Annotated in this window: 13 protein-coding genes; 10 read left to right on the forward strand and 3 right to left on the reverse strand. The window is 57.6% G+C overall.

Annotated elements, in window-relative coordinates; all coding sequences use genetic code 11:
• Positions 1-40: 40 nt before the first annotated feature.
• From yrfG to AC14IB_RS04995, 3 genes are read left to right on the forward strand one after another with little or no spacing between them, the layout of a single operon-like run.
• The gene (gene yrfG / locus AC14IB_RS04985; protein ID WP_484230841.1) at positions 41-727 is read left to right on the forward strand and encodes a GMP/IMP nucleotidase; all 687 of its coding nucleotides are present in this window, start codon (positions 41-43) and stop codon (positions 725-727) included.
• Entirely contained in the window at positions 724-1,128 is a 405-nt protein-coding gene (locus AC14IB_RS04990) for an RNA-binding S4 domain-containing protein (protein ID WP_484230842.1), read from the forward strand. Before yrfG ends, AC14IB_RS04990 begins: the two co-directional genes overlap by 4 nt.
• The gene (locus tag AC14IB_RS04995; protein ID WP_484230843.1) at positions 1,125-1,793 is read left to right on the forward strand and encodes a YoaK family protein; all 669 of its coding nucleotides are present in this window, start codon (positions 1,125-1,127) and stop codon (positions 1,791-1,793) included. The genes AC14IB_RS04990 and AC14IB_RS04995 overlap by 4 nt, the downstream gene beginning before the upstream one ends.
• A gap of 4 nt (positions 1,794-1,797) precedes the next feature.
• On the opposite strand, the gene AC14IB_RS05000 is transcribed toward AC14IB_RS04995, so the two are convergent.
• Complete coding sequence (locus AC14IB_RS05000; RefSeq protein ID WP_484230844.1) at positions 1,798-2,460, reverse strand: fumarylacetoacetate hydrolase family protein; 663 nt, start codon at positions 2,458-2,460, stop codon at positions 1,798-1,800.
• A gap of 341 nt (positions 2,461-2,801) precedes the next feature.
• The gene (locus tag AC14IB_RS05005) at positions 2,802-4,199 is read right to left on the reverse strand and encodes an FAD-binding oxidoreductase (protein ID WP_484230845.1); all 1,398 of its coding nucleotides are present in this window, start codon (positions 4,197-4,199) and stop codon (positions 2,802-2,804) included.
• 99 nt (positions 4,200-4,298) lie between these two features.
• On the opposite strand from AC14IB_RS05005, the gene serA reads away from it, so the two are divergent.
• The 7 genes from serA to AC14IB_RS05040 all read left to right on the forward strand — a co-directional run bounded on the left by serA (position 4,299) and on the right by AC14IB_RS05040 (position 13,866).
• On the forward strand, positions 4,299-5,528 hold the full coding sequence (serA, locus tag AC14IB_RS05010) for a phosphoglycerate dehydrogenase (RefSeq protein ID WP_484230846.1): 1,230 nt from the start codon (positions 4,299-4,301) through the stop codon (positions 5,526-5,528).
• Between the two features lie 12 nt (positions 5,529-5,540).
• Positions 5,541-6,134, forward strand: a complete 594-nt coding sequence (locus tag AC14IB_RS05015; protein ID WP_484230847.1) for a 4'-phosphopantetheinyl transferase family protein — start codon at positions 5,541-5,543, stop codon at positions 6,132-6,134.
• A 32-nt stretch (positions 6,135-6,166) separates the two neighbouring features.
• Entirely contained in the window at positions 6,167-8,479 is a 2,313-nt protein-coding gene (locus AC14IB_RS05020; RefSeq protein ID WP_484230848.1) for a molybdopterin-dependent oxidoreductase, read from the forward strand.
• Positions 8,480-8,614: 135 nt separating this feature from the next.
• Entirely contained in the window at positions 8,615-9,460 is an 846-nt protein-coding gene (gene asd, locus AC14IB_RS05025; protein ID WP_484230872.1) for an archaetidylserine decarboxylase, read from the forward strand.
• A gap of 232 nt (positions 9,461-9,692) precedes the next feature.
• Entirely contained in the window at positions 9,693-11,141 is a 1,449-nt protein-coding gene (locus tag AC14IB_RS05030; RefSeq protein WP_484230849.1) for a hypothetical protein, read from the forward strand.
• A 311-nt stretch (positions 11,142-11,452) separates the two neighbouring features.
• A complete protein-coding gene (locus AC14IB_RS05035) occupies positions 11,453-12,871 on the forward strand; it encodes a hypothetical protein (protein ID WP_484230850.1) in 1,419 nt (472 codons plus the stop codon).
• 107 nt (positions 12,872-12,978) lie between these two features.
• Positions 12,979-13,866, forward strand: a complete 888-nt coding sequence (locus AC14IB_RS05040) for a LysR family transcriptional regulator (protein WP_484230851.1) — start codon at positions 12,979-12,981, stop codon at positions 13,864-13,866.
• Here AC14IB_RS05040 and serB read toward each other — a convergent pair.
• On the reverse strand, positions 13,858-15,081 hold the full coding sequence (gene serB, locus AC14IB_RS05045) for a phosphoserine phosphatase SerB (protein WP_484230852.1): 1,224 nt from the start codon (positions 15,079-15,081) through the stop codon (positions 13,858-13,860). The genes AC14IB_RS05040 and serB overlap by 9 nt on opposite strands.
• Between the last annotated feature and the right edge of the window lies 1 nt (position 15,082).

Genomic DNA, 15,082 nt, shown 5'->3' on the forward strand with positions numbered 1-15,082 from the left:
GCTTTGGCATACTGTGCTTAAGGTTTACAGGATAGCGCAAATGATAGATTGGTCCCGCATTGATACGGTCATCCTCGACATGGACGGCACGGTGCTCGATTTGCATTTTGATAACCGCTTTTGGATGCAGTATTTGCCCGAAGTGTATGCAGATAAACGCGGACTGCCTCGAGAGCAAGGCTTAAGCGAGCTGCTCGCGCAATTCGCCGCGCATCAAGGCTCGCTCAATTGGTACTGCACCGACTTTTGGAGTGAAAAAGTCGGCTTTGATGTGGCCGCACTCAAACCAGACCTCAAGCATTTGATACGCGAACGAGCCGATGCCTTCAGCTTTCTTGCCGCCGTAAAGGCCAGTGGCCGCTCACTGTGGTTAGCCACGAATGCACACCGCGCCAGCCTTGAGATCAAGCTCGCCGAGATCGCCTTCGGTCACTACTTTGATGTGATGGTCAGCTCGCACGATTACGACGCGCCGAAGGAAGACCAGCGTTTCTGGCAGGCCCTTCATGCAGCACATCCTTTCGATCCGGCGCGCGCATTGTTTGTCGATGACAGCGAATCAGTTCTCGACAGTGCCGCGTGCTTCGGCATCGGTCAGGTCGTGTGCGTGAGCACGCCGGACAGCCAGAAGCCCGCACGCACCCACTTGCGTCACGCGGCAATTGATCAGTTTATTGAGCTGGGTCAGCCGCCCTTACTCCACTCATCGGGAGCCTCACTGCCATGAGTGACAATGCCGCTCATGCGCGTACCCGCATCGACAAATGGCTGTGGGCGGCGCGCTTTTTTAAAACGCGATCGCTGGCTAAGGCCGCCATCGAAAGTGGGCATGTGCATTGCCAAGGACAGCGCATCAAGGTCAGTCGCGAGGTTGCCGTGGGCATGCAGCTACGGATTCGGCAAGGCTTTGATTACAAGACCGTGGATGTGCTCGCGATCAGCGATGTGCGCGGCCCGGCTGCCGCGGCACAGCTGCTCTACGCTGAAACCCCGGAGAGCTTAGCCGAGCGCGCCGAGCAGACAGCCCAGCGCCAGGCTCTGAATCTGGCCCACCCAGATCATCGCCCGAATAAGAAGGAGCGCCGGCAGATCCATCGTTTCCAGCGCGATGTCGGCAGCGGCGGATGACGACCTTGCCACGCTGGATCTGGGTCGGCACTTGGCTGCTGGCGTTTATCGCCGGCATGATCAATGTCGTCGGCTTTCTCAGCATTTCGCAGCAGGCTGTCACGCATCTCACCGGCACCACCAGTCTGCTCGCGATCGCGCTGATTGAGCACGATGCTCACCACGTGGTTTTGCTCAGCGCCATTCTGCTGGCCTTCTTTCTAGGCTCGCTGACCAGCGGCCTGATCATCCAGGACAAGGTGCTGCGACTGGGCAGGCGCTATGGTGCCGTGCTGATACTGGAGTCGCTGATTCTGGTCGTGGCGACCGCGCTGCTGCAGCGCCATCACATGGCCGGACTATGGTTCGCCGCGGCGGCCTGCGGCTTACAGAACGGCATGGCCACGACCTATAGCAAAGCGGTCATACGCACCACGCATCTGTCCGGCATGTTTACCGATCTCGGCATCTTTCTTGGTCAGGCGTTGCGTGGCGTTGCAGTGGAGCCCCGGCGGCTAATGTTGTGCCTGATGGTCATCTCAGCTTTCTTCTGCGGCGGTCTGGCAGGCGCACTTAGCTTTCAGGAAATCGGCTACAACACGCTGCTCATCCCCGCTGGGCTAACCGGGCTGACGGGCGTGAGCTACATGCTGCTGCGCTGGTACGCGCTGCGCCCTAATAAGTAAATATTTAGCGTACGCGCGTCGCCCAGGATTGCTCACCTAGAGTCAGAACCAACGCATCGCCCGCGTTAAGCGCAGCCACCCCTTCCGGCGTGCCCGTCATCACCACATCACCCGGTTGCAGCGTGAAAATCGTCGCAATGAACTGCAGCAAGTCAACGATGCCAATGATCATGTCAGCACTATGCCCTTGCTGACGCAGATCGCCATTAACCGTCAGCGTGAAGCTCAGATCCGAGAGACTCGTCGTTGCCGACAAGGGCGCAAAAGTACCCATCGGTGCCGCGCCATCAAACGCTTTCGCCACCTCCCAGGGATGTCCCTGCTGCTTGAGCTGGTTCTGCACATCGCGCAGCGTCAGATCCAGGCCTAGCGTGATGCCGGCAATCGCGGCCCGGGCTTCTGCCTCACTGACTTGCCCCGTCAGCGTGCGACCAATCAACAGTGAAATCTCGGTCTCATGATGGCAACTGCCGCGTCCGCTCGGAATCGCGAAATCCGGCCCCAGTGGCACCAGTGACGTCGCTGGTTTCAGAAATAGGATTGGCGCTTCCGGTACAGCATTACCCAGCTCTTTCGCATGAGCGGCGTAATTGCGGCCGACGCACACCACTTTGCCGGCGAGCCAGCTCACTGGTGTTCCATCTTGCCATTGGTGTTGGTAGGTCATTCTCAATTCCTTTTTGACGGGCTTTGACGGGGTGGGATTTCCCGTGTTGGGACCGCCGTGAATACATCCTTGTAGGCTCTCGTGCGCCATCCATGGCGCACAACGTCCCATCACGGGGCATTTCATCCCTCCACGCGAGCCCAAACTGAGCTGCGCATGAATATCACGACGCGGTAAATCCGAACCACAAGAACCCAGTGCAAGATTCAGAACGGGAACGCTGTTGGCGTAGCGGAGTGACACTGTGCGGGACCTCACGCGCCATGGATGGCGCGTGAGAGCCTACAGGGAAGTACTTGCGGCGCTCCCGAACAGTGTCACTCCGCTCCGCCAGCGGTCTCTCAAAGATCGAAAATCTTCCCCGGATTCATCACATTCTTCGGATCAAACACCTGCTTGATGGCCTTGAGATATTCGACCTCAACCGGCGAGCGCGTATAGGTCAGATACGGCTTCTTGGTCATGCCAACGCCATGCTCGGCAGAGATCGATCCGTTATAGCGCTGCACCGTCTCAAACACCTGCGTGTTCACGCTCTTGCACTTGGCAAAGAAATCCTCCTTCGCCAGATCAGCGGGCTTGAGGATATTCAAGTGCAGGTTGCCGTCACCAATATGCCCGAACCAGACTACGCGGAAGTCCGGATATTGCGCGGCCACAATGGCATCAATATCGGCAATGAACGCCGGTACGCGCTGGATCAGCACGGAGATGTCGTTCTTGTACGGCGTGTACTGCGCGATGGTCTCGGAAATGTCCTCACGCAAGCGCCAGAGGTTCTTTGCCTGCGTCTCGGATTGGCCGAGCACGCCATCGACCACCCAGCCCTCGGCGACGCACTGCTCGAAGATCGCCATGGCTTCATCGCTCATGGCTTCCGACAGCGCTTCAAACTCCAGCAGCGCGTAGAACGGCGTGGCGGTATCGAACGGACGCGGAATGCCCTGATGCGCGGTCACCAACTGCACCGACAGCTCCGAGAAAAACTCGAAGGCGGTCAGGTCAAGGCGCGCCTGGAAGGCCTTGAGCACGTTCATCACACTCGGGAAGTCCGGCGTGCCCAGCACCATGACCTGCAGATTACGAGGCGCACGATCAAGCTTCATGGTCGCTTCCACGACCAGACCCAGCGTGCCCTCGGCACCGATGAACAAATGGCGCAGGTCATAACCGGTGGCGTTCTTGATCATGTCCTTGTTGAGCTCGAGGATGTCACCCCTGCCGGTGACAACCTTCAGCCCCAGCACCCAGTTGCGCGTCATGCCGTACTTGATGACCTTGATGCCACCGGCATTGGTGCCGATGTTGCCGCCCAGCTGCGAGGAGCCGGCCGAAGCGAAATCGACCGGGTAATACAGGCCCTGCTCTTCCGCGAAGTTTTGCAGCTGCTCAGTGACCACACCCGGCTGGATGCGCACGGCACGATCCTCAGGGATGAACTCCAGCACCTTATTCATGTAATCGAAGCTGATGACGACCTCACCGTTGGCAGCTACAGCACCTGCCGATAGCCCGGTTCGCCCGCCCGACGGCACAATCGCGAAGCCGACTTCATTGGCCAGCAGCACCACCGCCTGCACCTGCTCGGTCGTCGACGGGAAGACAATCGCCGTGGGCGCGGGCGTGTACATTTTGGTCCAGTCACAGCCCCAGGTCTTCAGACTGTCTGCATCCGTGCGAACACGATTTTCACCGACGATGGCTTGCAAACGGGACAGCGTTTCAGGCGCGAGGCTCATGGCAATCTCTCGAGAACAGAAGAATGTGCGCATTCTAACAGGTGGACAGTGTGTGCTAACATTCGCGACTTCCTTTTTGATGACACGAGTCTTTGCGCCATGAGCCAGCTCTCCCTCGACAAAGCTAAAATCCGTTTCCTGCTGCTGGAAGGCGTTCACAAGAACGCTCTCGACGTGCTCAGCAACAATGGCTACACCAATATTGAGTACCTGCGTGGTGCCCTCGACGAAGACGCCCTGATCGAAAAAATCAAAGATGCTCACTTCGTTGGCATTCGCTCGCGCACCCAGCTCACGGAAAAAGTCTTTGCCGCGGCCAATAAACTGATTGCGGTCGGTTGCTTCTGCATCGGCACCAACCAAGTGGATTTGAAGGCTGCCATGAAGCGCGGCATTCCGGTATTCAACGCCCCCTATTCAAATACGCGCTCGGTTGCCGAGTTAGTTTTGGGCGAGTTGATCCTCTTGCTACGCGGCATTCCCGAGAAGAACTTCCTCGTGCACCGCGGTGGCTGGTCGAAGTCGGCTGAAGGCTCCTACGAAGCCCGTGGCAAGGTGCTGGGCATCGTCGGCTATGGCTCGATTGGTTCACAGCTGTCTGTTCTGGCCGAGTCGCTGGGCATGCAAGTGATTTACTACGATGTAGTGACCAAGCTGCCGTTGGGCAATGCGCGCCAAGTCGGCACCATGGACGAACTGCTCGCCACATCCGATGTGGTCACGCTGCACGTACCGGAACTGCCATCGACCAAGGACATGATGGGCGCGACTGAATTCGCCAAAATGAAAAAGGGTGCGATTTTCATCAACGCCGCCCGTGGCACCACCGTTGATATCGAAGCCCTGGCCGATGCCATCAAGAGCAAGCATCTCAATGGTGCCGCGATTGACGTGTTCCCGAAAGAGCCCAAGGCCAATGACGAAATCTTCGAATCCGCGCTGCGCGGTCTCGATAACGTCATCCTGACGCCTCACATTGGCGGCTCGACGCTGGAAGCACAAGCCAACATCGGCCTCGAAGTGGCCGAGAAGTTCGCTCGCTATTCCGACAGCGGCGCCACCATCACCTCCGTCAACTTCCCAGAAGTGGCCGTGCCACAATCGCCGGGCAAGCACCGTCTGTTGCACATCCACAACAACATCCCCGGTGTGCTGTCGGCGATCAACCTGGTGTTTGCCGAAAATGGCATCAACATCAGCGCGCAATCACTGATGACCAATGACAGCATTGGCTACCTCGTCATGGATGTCGATGCCGAGTACTCGGAGCTGGCGCTGGCTAAGTTGCAGCAGGTCAACGGCACGATCCGCACCCGCGTACTGTTCTAAGCTGCTGCACGCGTGCTGACCGCGGCCGCTGCTTCCCACCCCGGAGGCAGCGGCCGTTTGCTTTATGCTGTGCCTGCCAGTGATGTGCAGGTTTGGTTACTGCAAAAGGAAAAAGAAACGCCTGATTCGCCTACGTTGCTCTTGCGTTGGTTGGCCGAATTACTCGGGCACCAGCCGGAGGTGTTACGCACCGACGCCGGCAAGCCCTATCTCGCCAACAGCACCCTGCAATTCAATTTCTCGCACAGCCCGCACTGGTTCGCGCTCAGCTGGCGTGTAGGCAACGAACCGGTCGGGGTCGATATCGAAGATCTCGGTCGTCGCCCGAGTTTCGCCGCCCTCGCCGAGCGCTACTTCCATCCCGCTGAGAAGACCCACTGGCAAGCGGCAGATCCCGCCGAAAGCGCCGCCACTTGGCTAGAGATCTGGACGCGCAAGGAGGCCGTGCTGAAAGCGCACGGGCTCGGCCTGCGCTTGCAGCTGAACACACTGGACACCTGTGACGATGCCGTGCAGCATCCACTCCTAGGCGCTTGGCAGCTACACAGCTTCCGCTTACCCGATGCCATGGTCAGTGTCAGCTGGCCGTCCCGCGCCGCCCCATAACAAGAGCCGAGCATGTTCGGCCGGAGCCCTCAATGGCCAACACCCAGCAGCACTTCCGTACCTGCCACCTCTGCGAAGCCATGTGCGGCATCATTATTGAGCACGAAGGCGACCAAATTCTGTCCATCAAAGGCGATCCAGACGACCCACTGAGCCGAGGCAATATCTGCCCGAAAGCGGTGGCGCTGCAGGACTTGCAAAGTGACCCGGACCGTCTGCGCCAGCCCATGAAGCGCGTTGGCTCAGAATGGATGCCGGTGAGCTGGGAGCATGCCTATGAGGAAATCGAGCACCGATTTAAGGCCATTCGCAACGAGCACGGCAAACACAGCCTGGCGGTCTATGCCGGCAACCCAACGGCACACAGCGCGGGCGCGATTCTTTTTCTGCCCAACCTGATCCGTGCCTTTGCCGGACGCAATCGCTTCAGCGCCACCAGCGTCGATCAGCTGCCGCATATGCTCACCAGCTACAAGCTATTCGGCAATCAGGCCCTATTTACTATTCCGGACCTGGATCGCTGCGAGCACCTTCTTATCATCGGCGCCAACCCCGGCGCATCCAACGGCAGTCTGATGTCCGCTGGCGACCCGATGGGCCGCATTAAAGCCATTCGCCAGCGTGGCGGGCGCGTCACCGTCATCGATCCGCGTCGTACCGAAACCGCCGACAAGGCCGATGAGCACGTCTTCATCCGTCCCGGCAGCGACCTCTACCTGATCGCCGCCATGTTGCAGGTGATCTTTGCCGAGCGTCTCGCCCGCCCGCGTCACCTCAGCGAAATGATTGATGGCCTTGATGCCGTCAAACAGGCCGTGGCCGACTTCACCCCTGAGCAGGCAGCCGACTCCACCGGCATTAGTGCCGATACCATTCGCCGCCTGACCCGCGAATTTGCCGCCAGCAACCACGCCTGCGCCTATTCGCGTTGCGGCACGTCCATGCAGCAGCATGGCCAGCTCACCACGTGGCTGGTTACTGTCCTGAATATCGTCACCGGCAATCTCGACCATGAGGGCGGCATGATGTTCACCCGCCCGGCCATCGATCTGGTCGCACTCAGCGCCACCAGTCAAGGCTTACAAGGTTCATTCGGGCGATTTAAGTCCCGTGTGCGCGCCTTGCCGGAGTTTGGCGGTGAGCTGCCCGTGGCCGCCTTTGCTGAAGAAATTTTGACGCCAGGCAAAGATCAAATCCGCGGCCTCATCACCCATGCGGGTAATCCGGTGTTGTCCACACCCAATGGCCGCCAGCTCGATGAGGCACTGGCCACGCTGGATTGCTATGTCGCGGTCGACTACTACATCAATGAAACGACGCGCCACGCCCATTTCATTTTGCCGCCGACTGGGCCATTAGAGCGCCCCTACTACGATGTCATTTTTAACACCCTTGCCGTACGAAATGTCGCCAAGTATTCACCGCCCCTGCTCACTAAGCCTGAAGATGCCCGACATGATTGGGAAATTCTGCTCGAACTGACCTTACGCATGAGCACCGAGCCCGGCAGTGAGCGCTGGCAGGCACGCGCCTCACAAAAGCTGGTGCAGCGCCTTGGCCTAGAGGGTGTTCTGGATATTCTGCTTCGTGTCGGCCCCTATGGTCAGCAGGCCGCCTGGCTGCAACGCGCCAGCAGCCTACTCAGCGAGAACAGCTTAACTGCCCCGCTCTTTGGCCAAGTGAAAACGTGGCTGCAAAAACAAGTCGCGCAGCGCAAACACTTGGGCAAGGCTCTGGCCGGTTTCGGGCCGCTCAGTGGCGCGGCTCAAGGCCTGAGTATTCGCACGCTAAAGCAGTATCCGCATGGCAAGGACTTAGGTGCACTACAACGCGCCTTCCCACAACGACTTTTCACCGATAGCCAACGAATTCAGCTGAGCCCTCAGGACTTTATCGAGGCGCTGCAAGTCGCCTTGACAACGGCGCCAGCCGAGCAACTCGCGGGCCCTGGTCACGCGCTGCTGGTGATTGGCCGTCGCCATGTGCGCAGCAATAATTCCTGGATGCACAACGCGCACCGCTTAGTAAAAGGCAAAGACCGTTGCACTGTGCTGCTGCATCCGCACGATGCAGCAGCACTAGCCATTGGCGAAGGTGACTCGTTAACGCTACGCAGCCGAGTGGGTGAAATCTGCCTACCCGTACAGATTAGCGACAGCATCATGCCCGGCGTTGCCAGTGTGCCGCATGGCTGGGGCCACGATAGGGTCGGCACACACTTATCGGTGGCTGAAAAGCATGCCGGTGCCAGCCTCAACGACCTTACCGATGATCAAGCGGTGGATGGTGTTAATGGGGTGGCCGTACTCAATGGCTTCTGGGTGCGTGCGCAAAAGGCTGCTTAAGGCCTTGAAGTTCCTTGCGCCGAGGCTTGGTAGTCCAGCCTCGGCTGCATTACCATCGCCGCTTTAATGCCTGCACCTGACTCACCCGAAGGTCGGCACACTTTTTTGCACAAGGAAAACATCACCATGGCTCTGCTGCGCGACCGCCTACTGACACTGCCGCAATACCTGATTCCGCAACATGGCCTGTCACGACTCGTGGGTAGCTTGGCAGACAGCCGCACGCCCTGGATCAAAGACACCTTCATCACACGCTTTGCCGCACGCTACCAAGTGGACATGAGCGAGGCCGCCGAACCTAACTTGTCGGCCTATGAAAACTTCAATGCTTTTTTTACGCGCGCACTCAAACCCAACGCGCGTCCATTGGATAGTCGCCCAAACAGCATTTTGTGCCCAGCGGACGGTGCTGTTTCGCAGCTCGGCCCCATCACGCAAGATCAGATTTTCCAAGCCAAGGGTCACAGCTACTCACTGAGTGACTTACTCGCCAGCGATACCGATGCGGCAGCCTATATTGGCGGCCAATTTGCCACGGTGTATTTATCCCCGCGCGATTACCATCGGGTGCATATGCCGCTCGCAGGACGCCTGACCAAGTCTGTCTATGTACCGGGCGAACTGTTTTCCGTGAACACACGCACGGCCGAAAATGTGCCCAATCTCTTTGCCCGCAATGAGCGCCTCGTAGCGCACTTCGACACGACCCTGGGTCCGATGGTGGTTGTATTAGTCGGCGCCATGATCGTTGCCAGCATTGAGACCGTCTGGGGCGGCGTAGAGCCCATCGGCAATGAAATCCGCGTACGCGAGTTTCCAGAAGGGCAGCAAATCACGCTGAATCGAGGCGCTGAAATGGGCCGCTTCCGCCTCGGCTCCACAGCGATTGTGCTGTTCGGGCCCGATGTGATGGGGTGGGATGAGCGCTATGCCGCTGGCACACCCACTCGCATGGGCGAACGCCTCGGCAGCGCCTGCTAACACGCCGCCGTCTCTTCAGCCCCTATCTGTCTGTGCTACGTACACAAGGCTACGCAGCACAGACACTCCACAACCTCGCCTAAACACCTGCTTTACGCGCTTTATATCGTGCAACCAAGCTACAACTAAACCTACGTACACCGCCCTCTAAGCACTTGCTACGGTTGCAAATGTCAGCAGTTGCCCTTTCGCACTGCGTCAGCAACCGGCATTTTGCCTTGAGGAAAATACGATGAATAAACTCAAACTCACTGGCTTGGCAGCCGGTCTAATGATTGCAATGAGCCTTGCAGGCTGCGGCGCCGATGGCGGCAGCTCGAGCGGAACTGGCACGGGCGGCACCGACGGCGGCACAGGTGGCACAGGTGGCAGCAGTACGCTCATACTTTCTGATACCCGAAATCAACTTTCGGGTGTGCTAGTCAATTTGGGCACCACGGTTCAACAAAATACACCAGCAGGCAGCCCCCTCGACATTGGTGGCTTTCTGATTGCACTCAACCCGGTGGTAAACAATTTGTTGACCGGTCCTGATGCCACGGTATCAGGCCTACTTGATGGCGTACAAACCATTCTGGCCAATCCAACCCCTGCAGGTTTCAGTATCGCAGCAGGTCAAATTCAAGAAGGCCTCAGCGCACTGCCACCGTCCGTAGCCAGCTTGGCACAGACATTGCCCTGCGCCCTCGCCACCCTTGCTGGTCAACGTGGCAGCGTCTGCACCAGCAGCGACCCAGCGCAACAGCTGCAAAACCTGATTGCCCTGTTTGCAGGAGGCAATAACCCATTTGCCGGCACACCATTGGCCGGACTAGGCACCGATGGCGCACCTGGCACACCAGCTGGCGGCCCCACTGGCACTCCCTTAGACGCATTACTGGCCCCACTACTGACTGCGCTGGGCACCCCAGGTGGCGCAGCCCCTGTGCCACTTGATGGCCAGCTAGTGGATAGCCTAGGTTTAGGCCTAGCAACCGTTGGCGATGCCATCGTAGACGGCTACAACAACCTTCCAGGCAGCGGACAAATTCCACTGGCAGGGGAAGTGGTGCAAACACTGGGTAGTGTATTAGCAGACCTTGGTGTCACGCTTAACACACTGGAAAGCGGTACGGGTGTGAGCGTGGGCAACACACTGAATAACACCCTCACCAATGTCAGCAACTTGTTGACTGCACCCACCGGCCTCCTTGGCACGCTGGCGGCAGCCTCTGGTAATGCTCAGTTTATTAGCGCCGTAAACAGTGGCAATACGCAGCTCAACAATGGCATCGACACGTTGACCAATACACTCAACACGACGCTGCTAACACAGGTGGACAATGCTGTACTGACCCCGGTGCTTAGCGCCCTGGCACCCCTGTCTTGCTCACTCGCCCTGTTCGGCGACTGCAATGGCAGCAGCGCCAACACGGATGCGCTCACATCGCTGATTGGCTCCCTAACCTCCGCCCTTGATGTCAGCATGGGAAGTGGTGCGCCCACCGTTACCGTGATTTCCGACCTCACCAACGCCATCACGTCAGCGGCCGACCTCAATAACAATGTGGTCACCACACTGCTCACCACCATCACCACACTGCCTACCACCACGAGCACGGGCGGCAGCACAGGGTTATTGAGCAGCCTTCCAATTGTGGGAGGTATTTTGGGCGGCCTAGGCGGCCTTCTTGGAGGCTAATCTCCGCGCTTGAGAGCGCTGATACGTCCTGATCTCAACCTGTAAAAACAACCCCAGTCCAGGAAGCTTGGCTGGGGTTGTTTTTTATCTGCAACTAAGCGATGACAAAAAGCATCGCTCTCTCTATGATTCGCGACCTTGAATGCCTCATGAATCAGCATCGACTTAACAGTCAGTTACAAAAGCCAGACAGTTAGCAGACTGTGTAACATCTAGTCGCCGCCTAGGATGCGCTTTGTAAAGGTTTGCTGATTTTAGTAGACATCACTTTTTCATTGATAAGCGGGCCCCAACGGGTCACAGAGGTTTTTATGCACAACGTTAAACTGACTCGGTTGGCTGCTTACCTAGCCTTGGCTGCAGGCCTCGCTGCTTGTAATGCCGACGGCAATTCCACAGGCAGCAACACAAATACCAACACCAACACCAACACTTCTTCGAATGTTTGCCAAAACCTTCAGCCTTCTGGCGCCATCACAACAACTCAAGGCGCGCTTTGCGATCTGCTAGAGAACACCCCCGCTGGCCCAGTCAGCGATGTACTGAACAATCTAATCGGCACCAATGGAACATTGGGTGGCTTAACAAGTGCACTGGAAGACTTGATTGGTCCAAACGGCCAACTAGCTCCCGTGAATGAACTCTTAGTGATGCTGGTAGGTGCCAATGAAGATGGCGCTCTGACACCGGTTATCAAAGGCCTGAACTCAGTTCTGGTTCTGCTCAATGCAGGGGCTGACCCAGCCGCTATTGCAGACGCATTAGCGGGCTTAGGTGGTGGTGCGGCTGGTGGCAGCAACGGCCCAACTGGCACTCCGCTCGATGCCCTGTTGACACTGGGCGGCGACGCCAATCCGTTAACAGCCCTGCTGGGTGCACTCGGCGGCGCTGGCGCACTACCTGGCACAGGTGGTGGTACGGATGGTGGCACTGGCAACATTGGTTTGATCACACAAGTTCAAGGCATCTTGGGTGACGTCACGAATGACACCCCACTAGTGGCCGTATCTGAACTGGTAGACACGCTGCTGGATCCACAGTCTGGCGCTCTGGAGCCCTTAACAGCCGTTCTGGAAGACCTCACCAACGTATCGGGTGGTCCACTTGGCCCACTGTCTGAACTGGTCGATGGCTTAATTGCTGCTGACGATGCGGCTCTGGCACCAGTAATTACTGCGCTTAACGGCGTTCTGGTTGGCCTACTCACCAATCAAGACCCCGCTGAAATTGCAGCCGCCCTGCAGGGTTTGGCAGGCGGTCTGAGCGCGGGCGGTGGTAGCAATCCGCTGGCTGGCTTAATCCCTTCGGCAGGTGGCGGCACCGGTGGTGGAACCAGCGATGGCGTTATCTCCGGCGTGCAAGACACTGTTGATAACTTGCTGGGCAACACGCCGCTCGCACCAGTTCAAGACTTGGTGAATATGCTGGTTGATCCTAATGCAGGCGCGCTCGCACCACTGACAGGCGTACTTAATGAAGTCACCTCCAGCGGTGAAGCACTTGGCCAGCTCAATGATCTGGTCGATGCACTAGTTGCTGAAGATGATGCTGCGTTAGCACCGGTGATTGACACCTTAAATGGGATCCTCAGTGGTGGCGCTGGTACAGGCACAGGCGGCGGCGCAGTTCCAGGCCTAGACGCACTTAACCAAATCCCTGTTGTTGGCCCCGTACTCGGTGGTCTGCTCGGTGGCTTGTTGGGCGGCATCACAGGTGGCCTCCCCATCTAACCGATTGCTCCGGTGACACCTAAAACCCGCGAACTCGTATCGCGGGTTTTTTTATGGCTAGGTCAGCGTAAACTCCAGTCAAACTTTCACGATGACCGAGTCTACGCATGCGCATCACCCTCAGACAGCTCGATGTTTTCTCTGCCGTGGCCCGCGAGGGTAGCGTGACCAAAGCGGCGCAATGGCTGAGCCTGACGCAGAGCGCGACCAGCATGGCGCTGGCCGATTTAGAGGCGCAACTCAACGCTAAAGTGTTTGATCGTCTGGGGCGTCGATTACAGCTCAATGACCTCGGTCATCGCCTGCTACCGTTGGCACAGGAAACGGTCGCGCGTGCTCAAGAAATTGAAGATATCGCCTCGGGCAATCGTCCGGGTCAGGGTCGTTTGCGCATCGGTGCCAGCCTGACCATTGGCAACTACCTGATGCCTCAATGCATCGGCAACTACCTGCAAACCTACCCAGAGTCGGAAATCGCTCTTGAAGTCGGCAATACCCGTCATGTCATTGAATCTGTTCGTCAATTCAGCTGCGATGTGGGCTTTATTGAGGGATTTTGCCATGAGCCGGACATCGAAGTGCTACCGTGGCTAGAGGATGAGTTGGTCATTTTTGCCAGTGCAAAACACCCGTTGGCTCGTAAGCCATCGCTGCGTGCTGCTGACTTTAACGACGCGCAGTGGATTTTGCGTGAGACCGGTTCAGGCACGCGAGAGGTTTTTGATAATGCGGTTGCGGGAAAACTACCCACGCTCAAGGTGCGTTTAGAGCTTAGCCATACTGAGGCCATTCGGGGGGCAGTAGAGGCAGGCATTGGCATTGCCTGCGCGTCACGATTAACGCTGAAGGAAGGGCTATCGGCAGGCACGCTGGTGGTGCTGCCCACGCCCTTCCTGAACCTAAAACGCTCGCTATTTATGCTGCGGCATCGCAACAAATATGCGACTCGCAGCCTGACTGACTTTATGGCGATGTGTCAGCAGACCTTAAGCTAGCTCCACATCGCGATCACGTACACCGAGCAGGTACAAAATGCCATCCAGCCCTAAGGTGCTGATGGCTTGTTTGGCATTGGCTTTCACCAGCGGCTTCGCCCGGAACGCAATGCCAAGGCCGGCAATCGACAACATGGGCAGGTCGTTGGCACCATCACCCACGGCAATAACTTGCTCTAGGTTCACGCCCTCACTAGCGGCGATTTCCCGCAGCAATTCTGCCTTGCGCTGGCCATCTACCACCCGCCCCACAACTCGTCCAGTGACCTTGCCGTCCTCAATTTCCAAGGCATTGGCATAAACATAATCAATGCCCAGTTTGCGTTGCAAATACTCGCCAAAATAGGTGAAACCGCCAGAGAGAATCGCCGTTTTATAGCCCAGTGCTTTTAGGGTACGCATGAGATGCTCTGCCCCTTCGGTGAGTTTGAGCGACTGCGCAATAGACTCCAAAACCGAGGCATCCAGCCCCTTCAGCAGCGCCACCCGCGCCTCAAAACTTTGGATAAAATCGAGCTCGCCCTGCATAGCACGCTCGGTAATTTCTGCCACCTGCTCACCTACGCCGGCCGCCTTGGCCAGTTCATCAATGACCTCATGCTCAATGAGTGTGGAGTCCATATCAAAACAGACTAGGCGACGATTACGGCGGAAGGCGTTGTCTTTTTGGAAGGCAATATCCACACCGAGCTCGCCCGCTAAGCGCAAGAACTCACTGCGCATGGCATCAACATTGCGCGGCTCTCCACGCACTGAGAACTCAACGCAGGCTTTGCCACGAGCATCAGTCTGTTCATCCTCTAGCGACACACGGCCCGACAAGCGCTGCAAGCCATCAATATTCAAGCCTTGCTCGGCGATGAGCTTGGTGAGTGCTGCGAGATGTTCTGCGGTAATTTTGCGGGCGAGCAGTGTCAGGATATAGCGCGCCTTTCCATGCCCCGCGACCCAATGGTGATAACTGTCGGCACTAATCGGGGTAAATCGGGCTTGCAGGCCTAAGGCATGCGCCTCAAAAAGCACGGCCCGCATCAGCAGCGCCGAGTCATTCTCCCCGCCCGTTTCAATCACTAACCCAAGGGTTAATTGATCATGAATCACCGCTTGGCTGACATCCAGAATGTTGACCTGATGCGCCGATAAGGCCTGCGTTAGCACAGCACTGATGCCCGGACGGTCTGGCCCCGCAATGGAGACGAGTAAAATTTCACGCACC

This window comes from Perlucidibaca sp., from assembly GCF_057084925.1.

Bases quoted from the DNA above. Each gene is read 5' to 3' on its own strand.
- AC14IB_RS05005 (WP_484230845.1), bottom strand. From the start codon at position 4,199: ATGAGCCTCGCGCCTGAAACGCTGTCCCGTTTGCAAGCCATCGTCGGT.
- serA (WP_484230846.1), top strand. From the start codon at position 4,299: ATGAGCCAGCTCTCCCTCGACAAAGCTAAAATCCGTTTCCTGCTGCTG.
- AC14IB_RS05000 (WP_484230844.1), bottom strand. From the start codon at position 2,460: ATGACCTACCAACACCAATGGCAAGATGGAACACCAGTGAGCTGGCTC.
- AC14IB_RS05020 (WP_484230848.1), top strand. From the start codon at position 6,167: ATGGCCAACACCCAGCAGCACTTCCGTACCTGCCACCTCTGCGAAGCC.
- AC14IB_RS05040 (WP_484230851.1), top strand. From the start codon at position 12,979: ATGCGCATCACCCTCAGACAGCTCGATGTTTTCTCTGCCGTGGCCCGC.
- AC14IB_RS04995 (WP_484230843.1), top strand. From the start codon at position 1,125: ATGACGACCTTGCCACGCTGGATCTGGGTCGGCACTTGGCTGCTGGCG.
- AC14IB_RS04990 (WP_484230842.1), top strand. From the start codon at position 724: ATGAGTGACAATGCCGCTCATGCGCGTACCCGCATCGACAAATGGCTG.
- AC14IB_RS05035 (WP_484230850.1), top strand. From the start codon at position 11,453: ATGCACAACGTTAAACTGACTCGGTTGGCTGCTTACCTAGCCTTGGCT.
- yrfG (WP_484230841.1), top strand. From the start codon at position 41: ATGATAGATTGGTCCCGCATTGATACGGTCATCCTCGACATGGACGGC.
- AC14IB_RS05030 (WP_484230849.1), top strand. From the start codon at position 9,693: ATGAATAAACTCAAACTCACTGGCTTGGCAGCCGGTCTAATGATTGCA.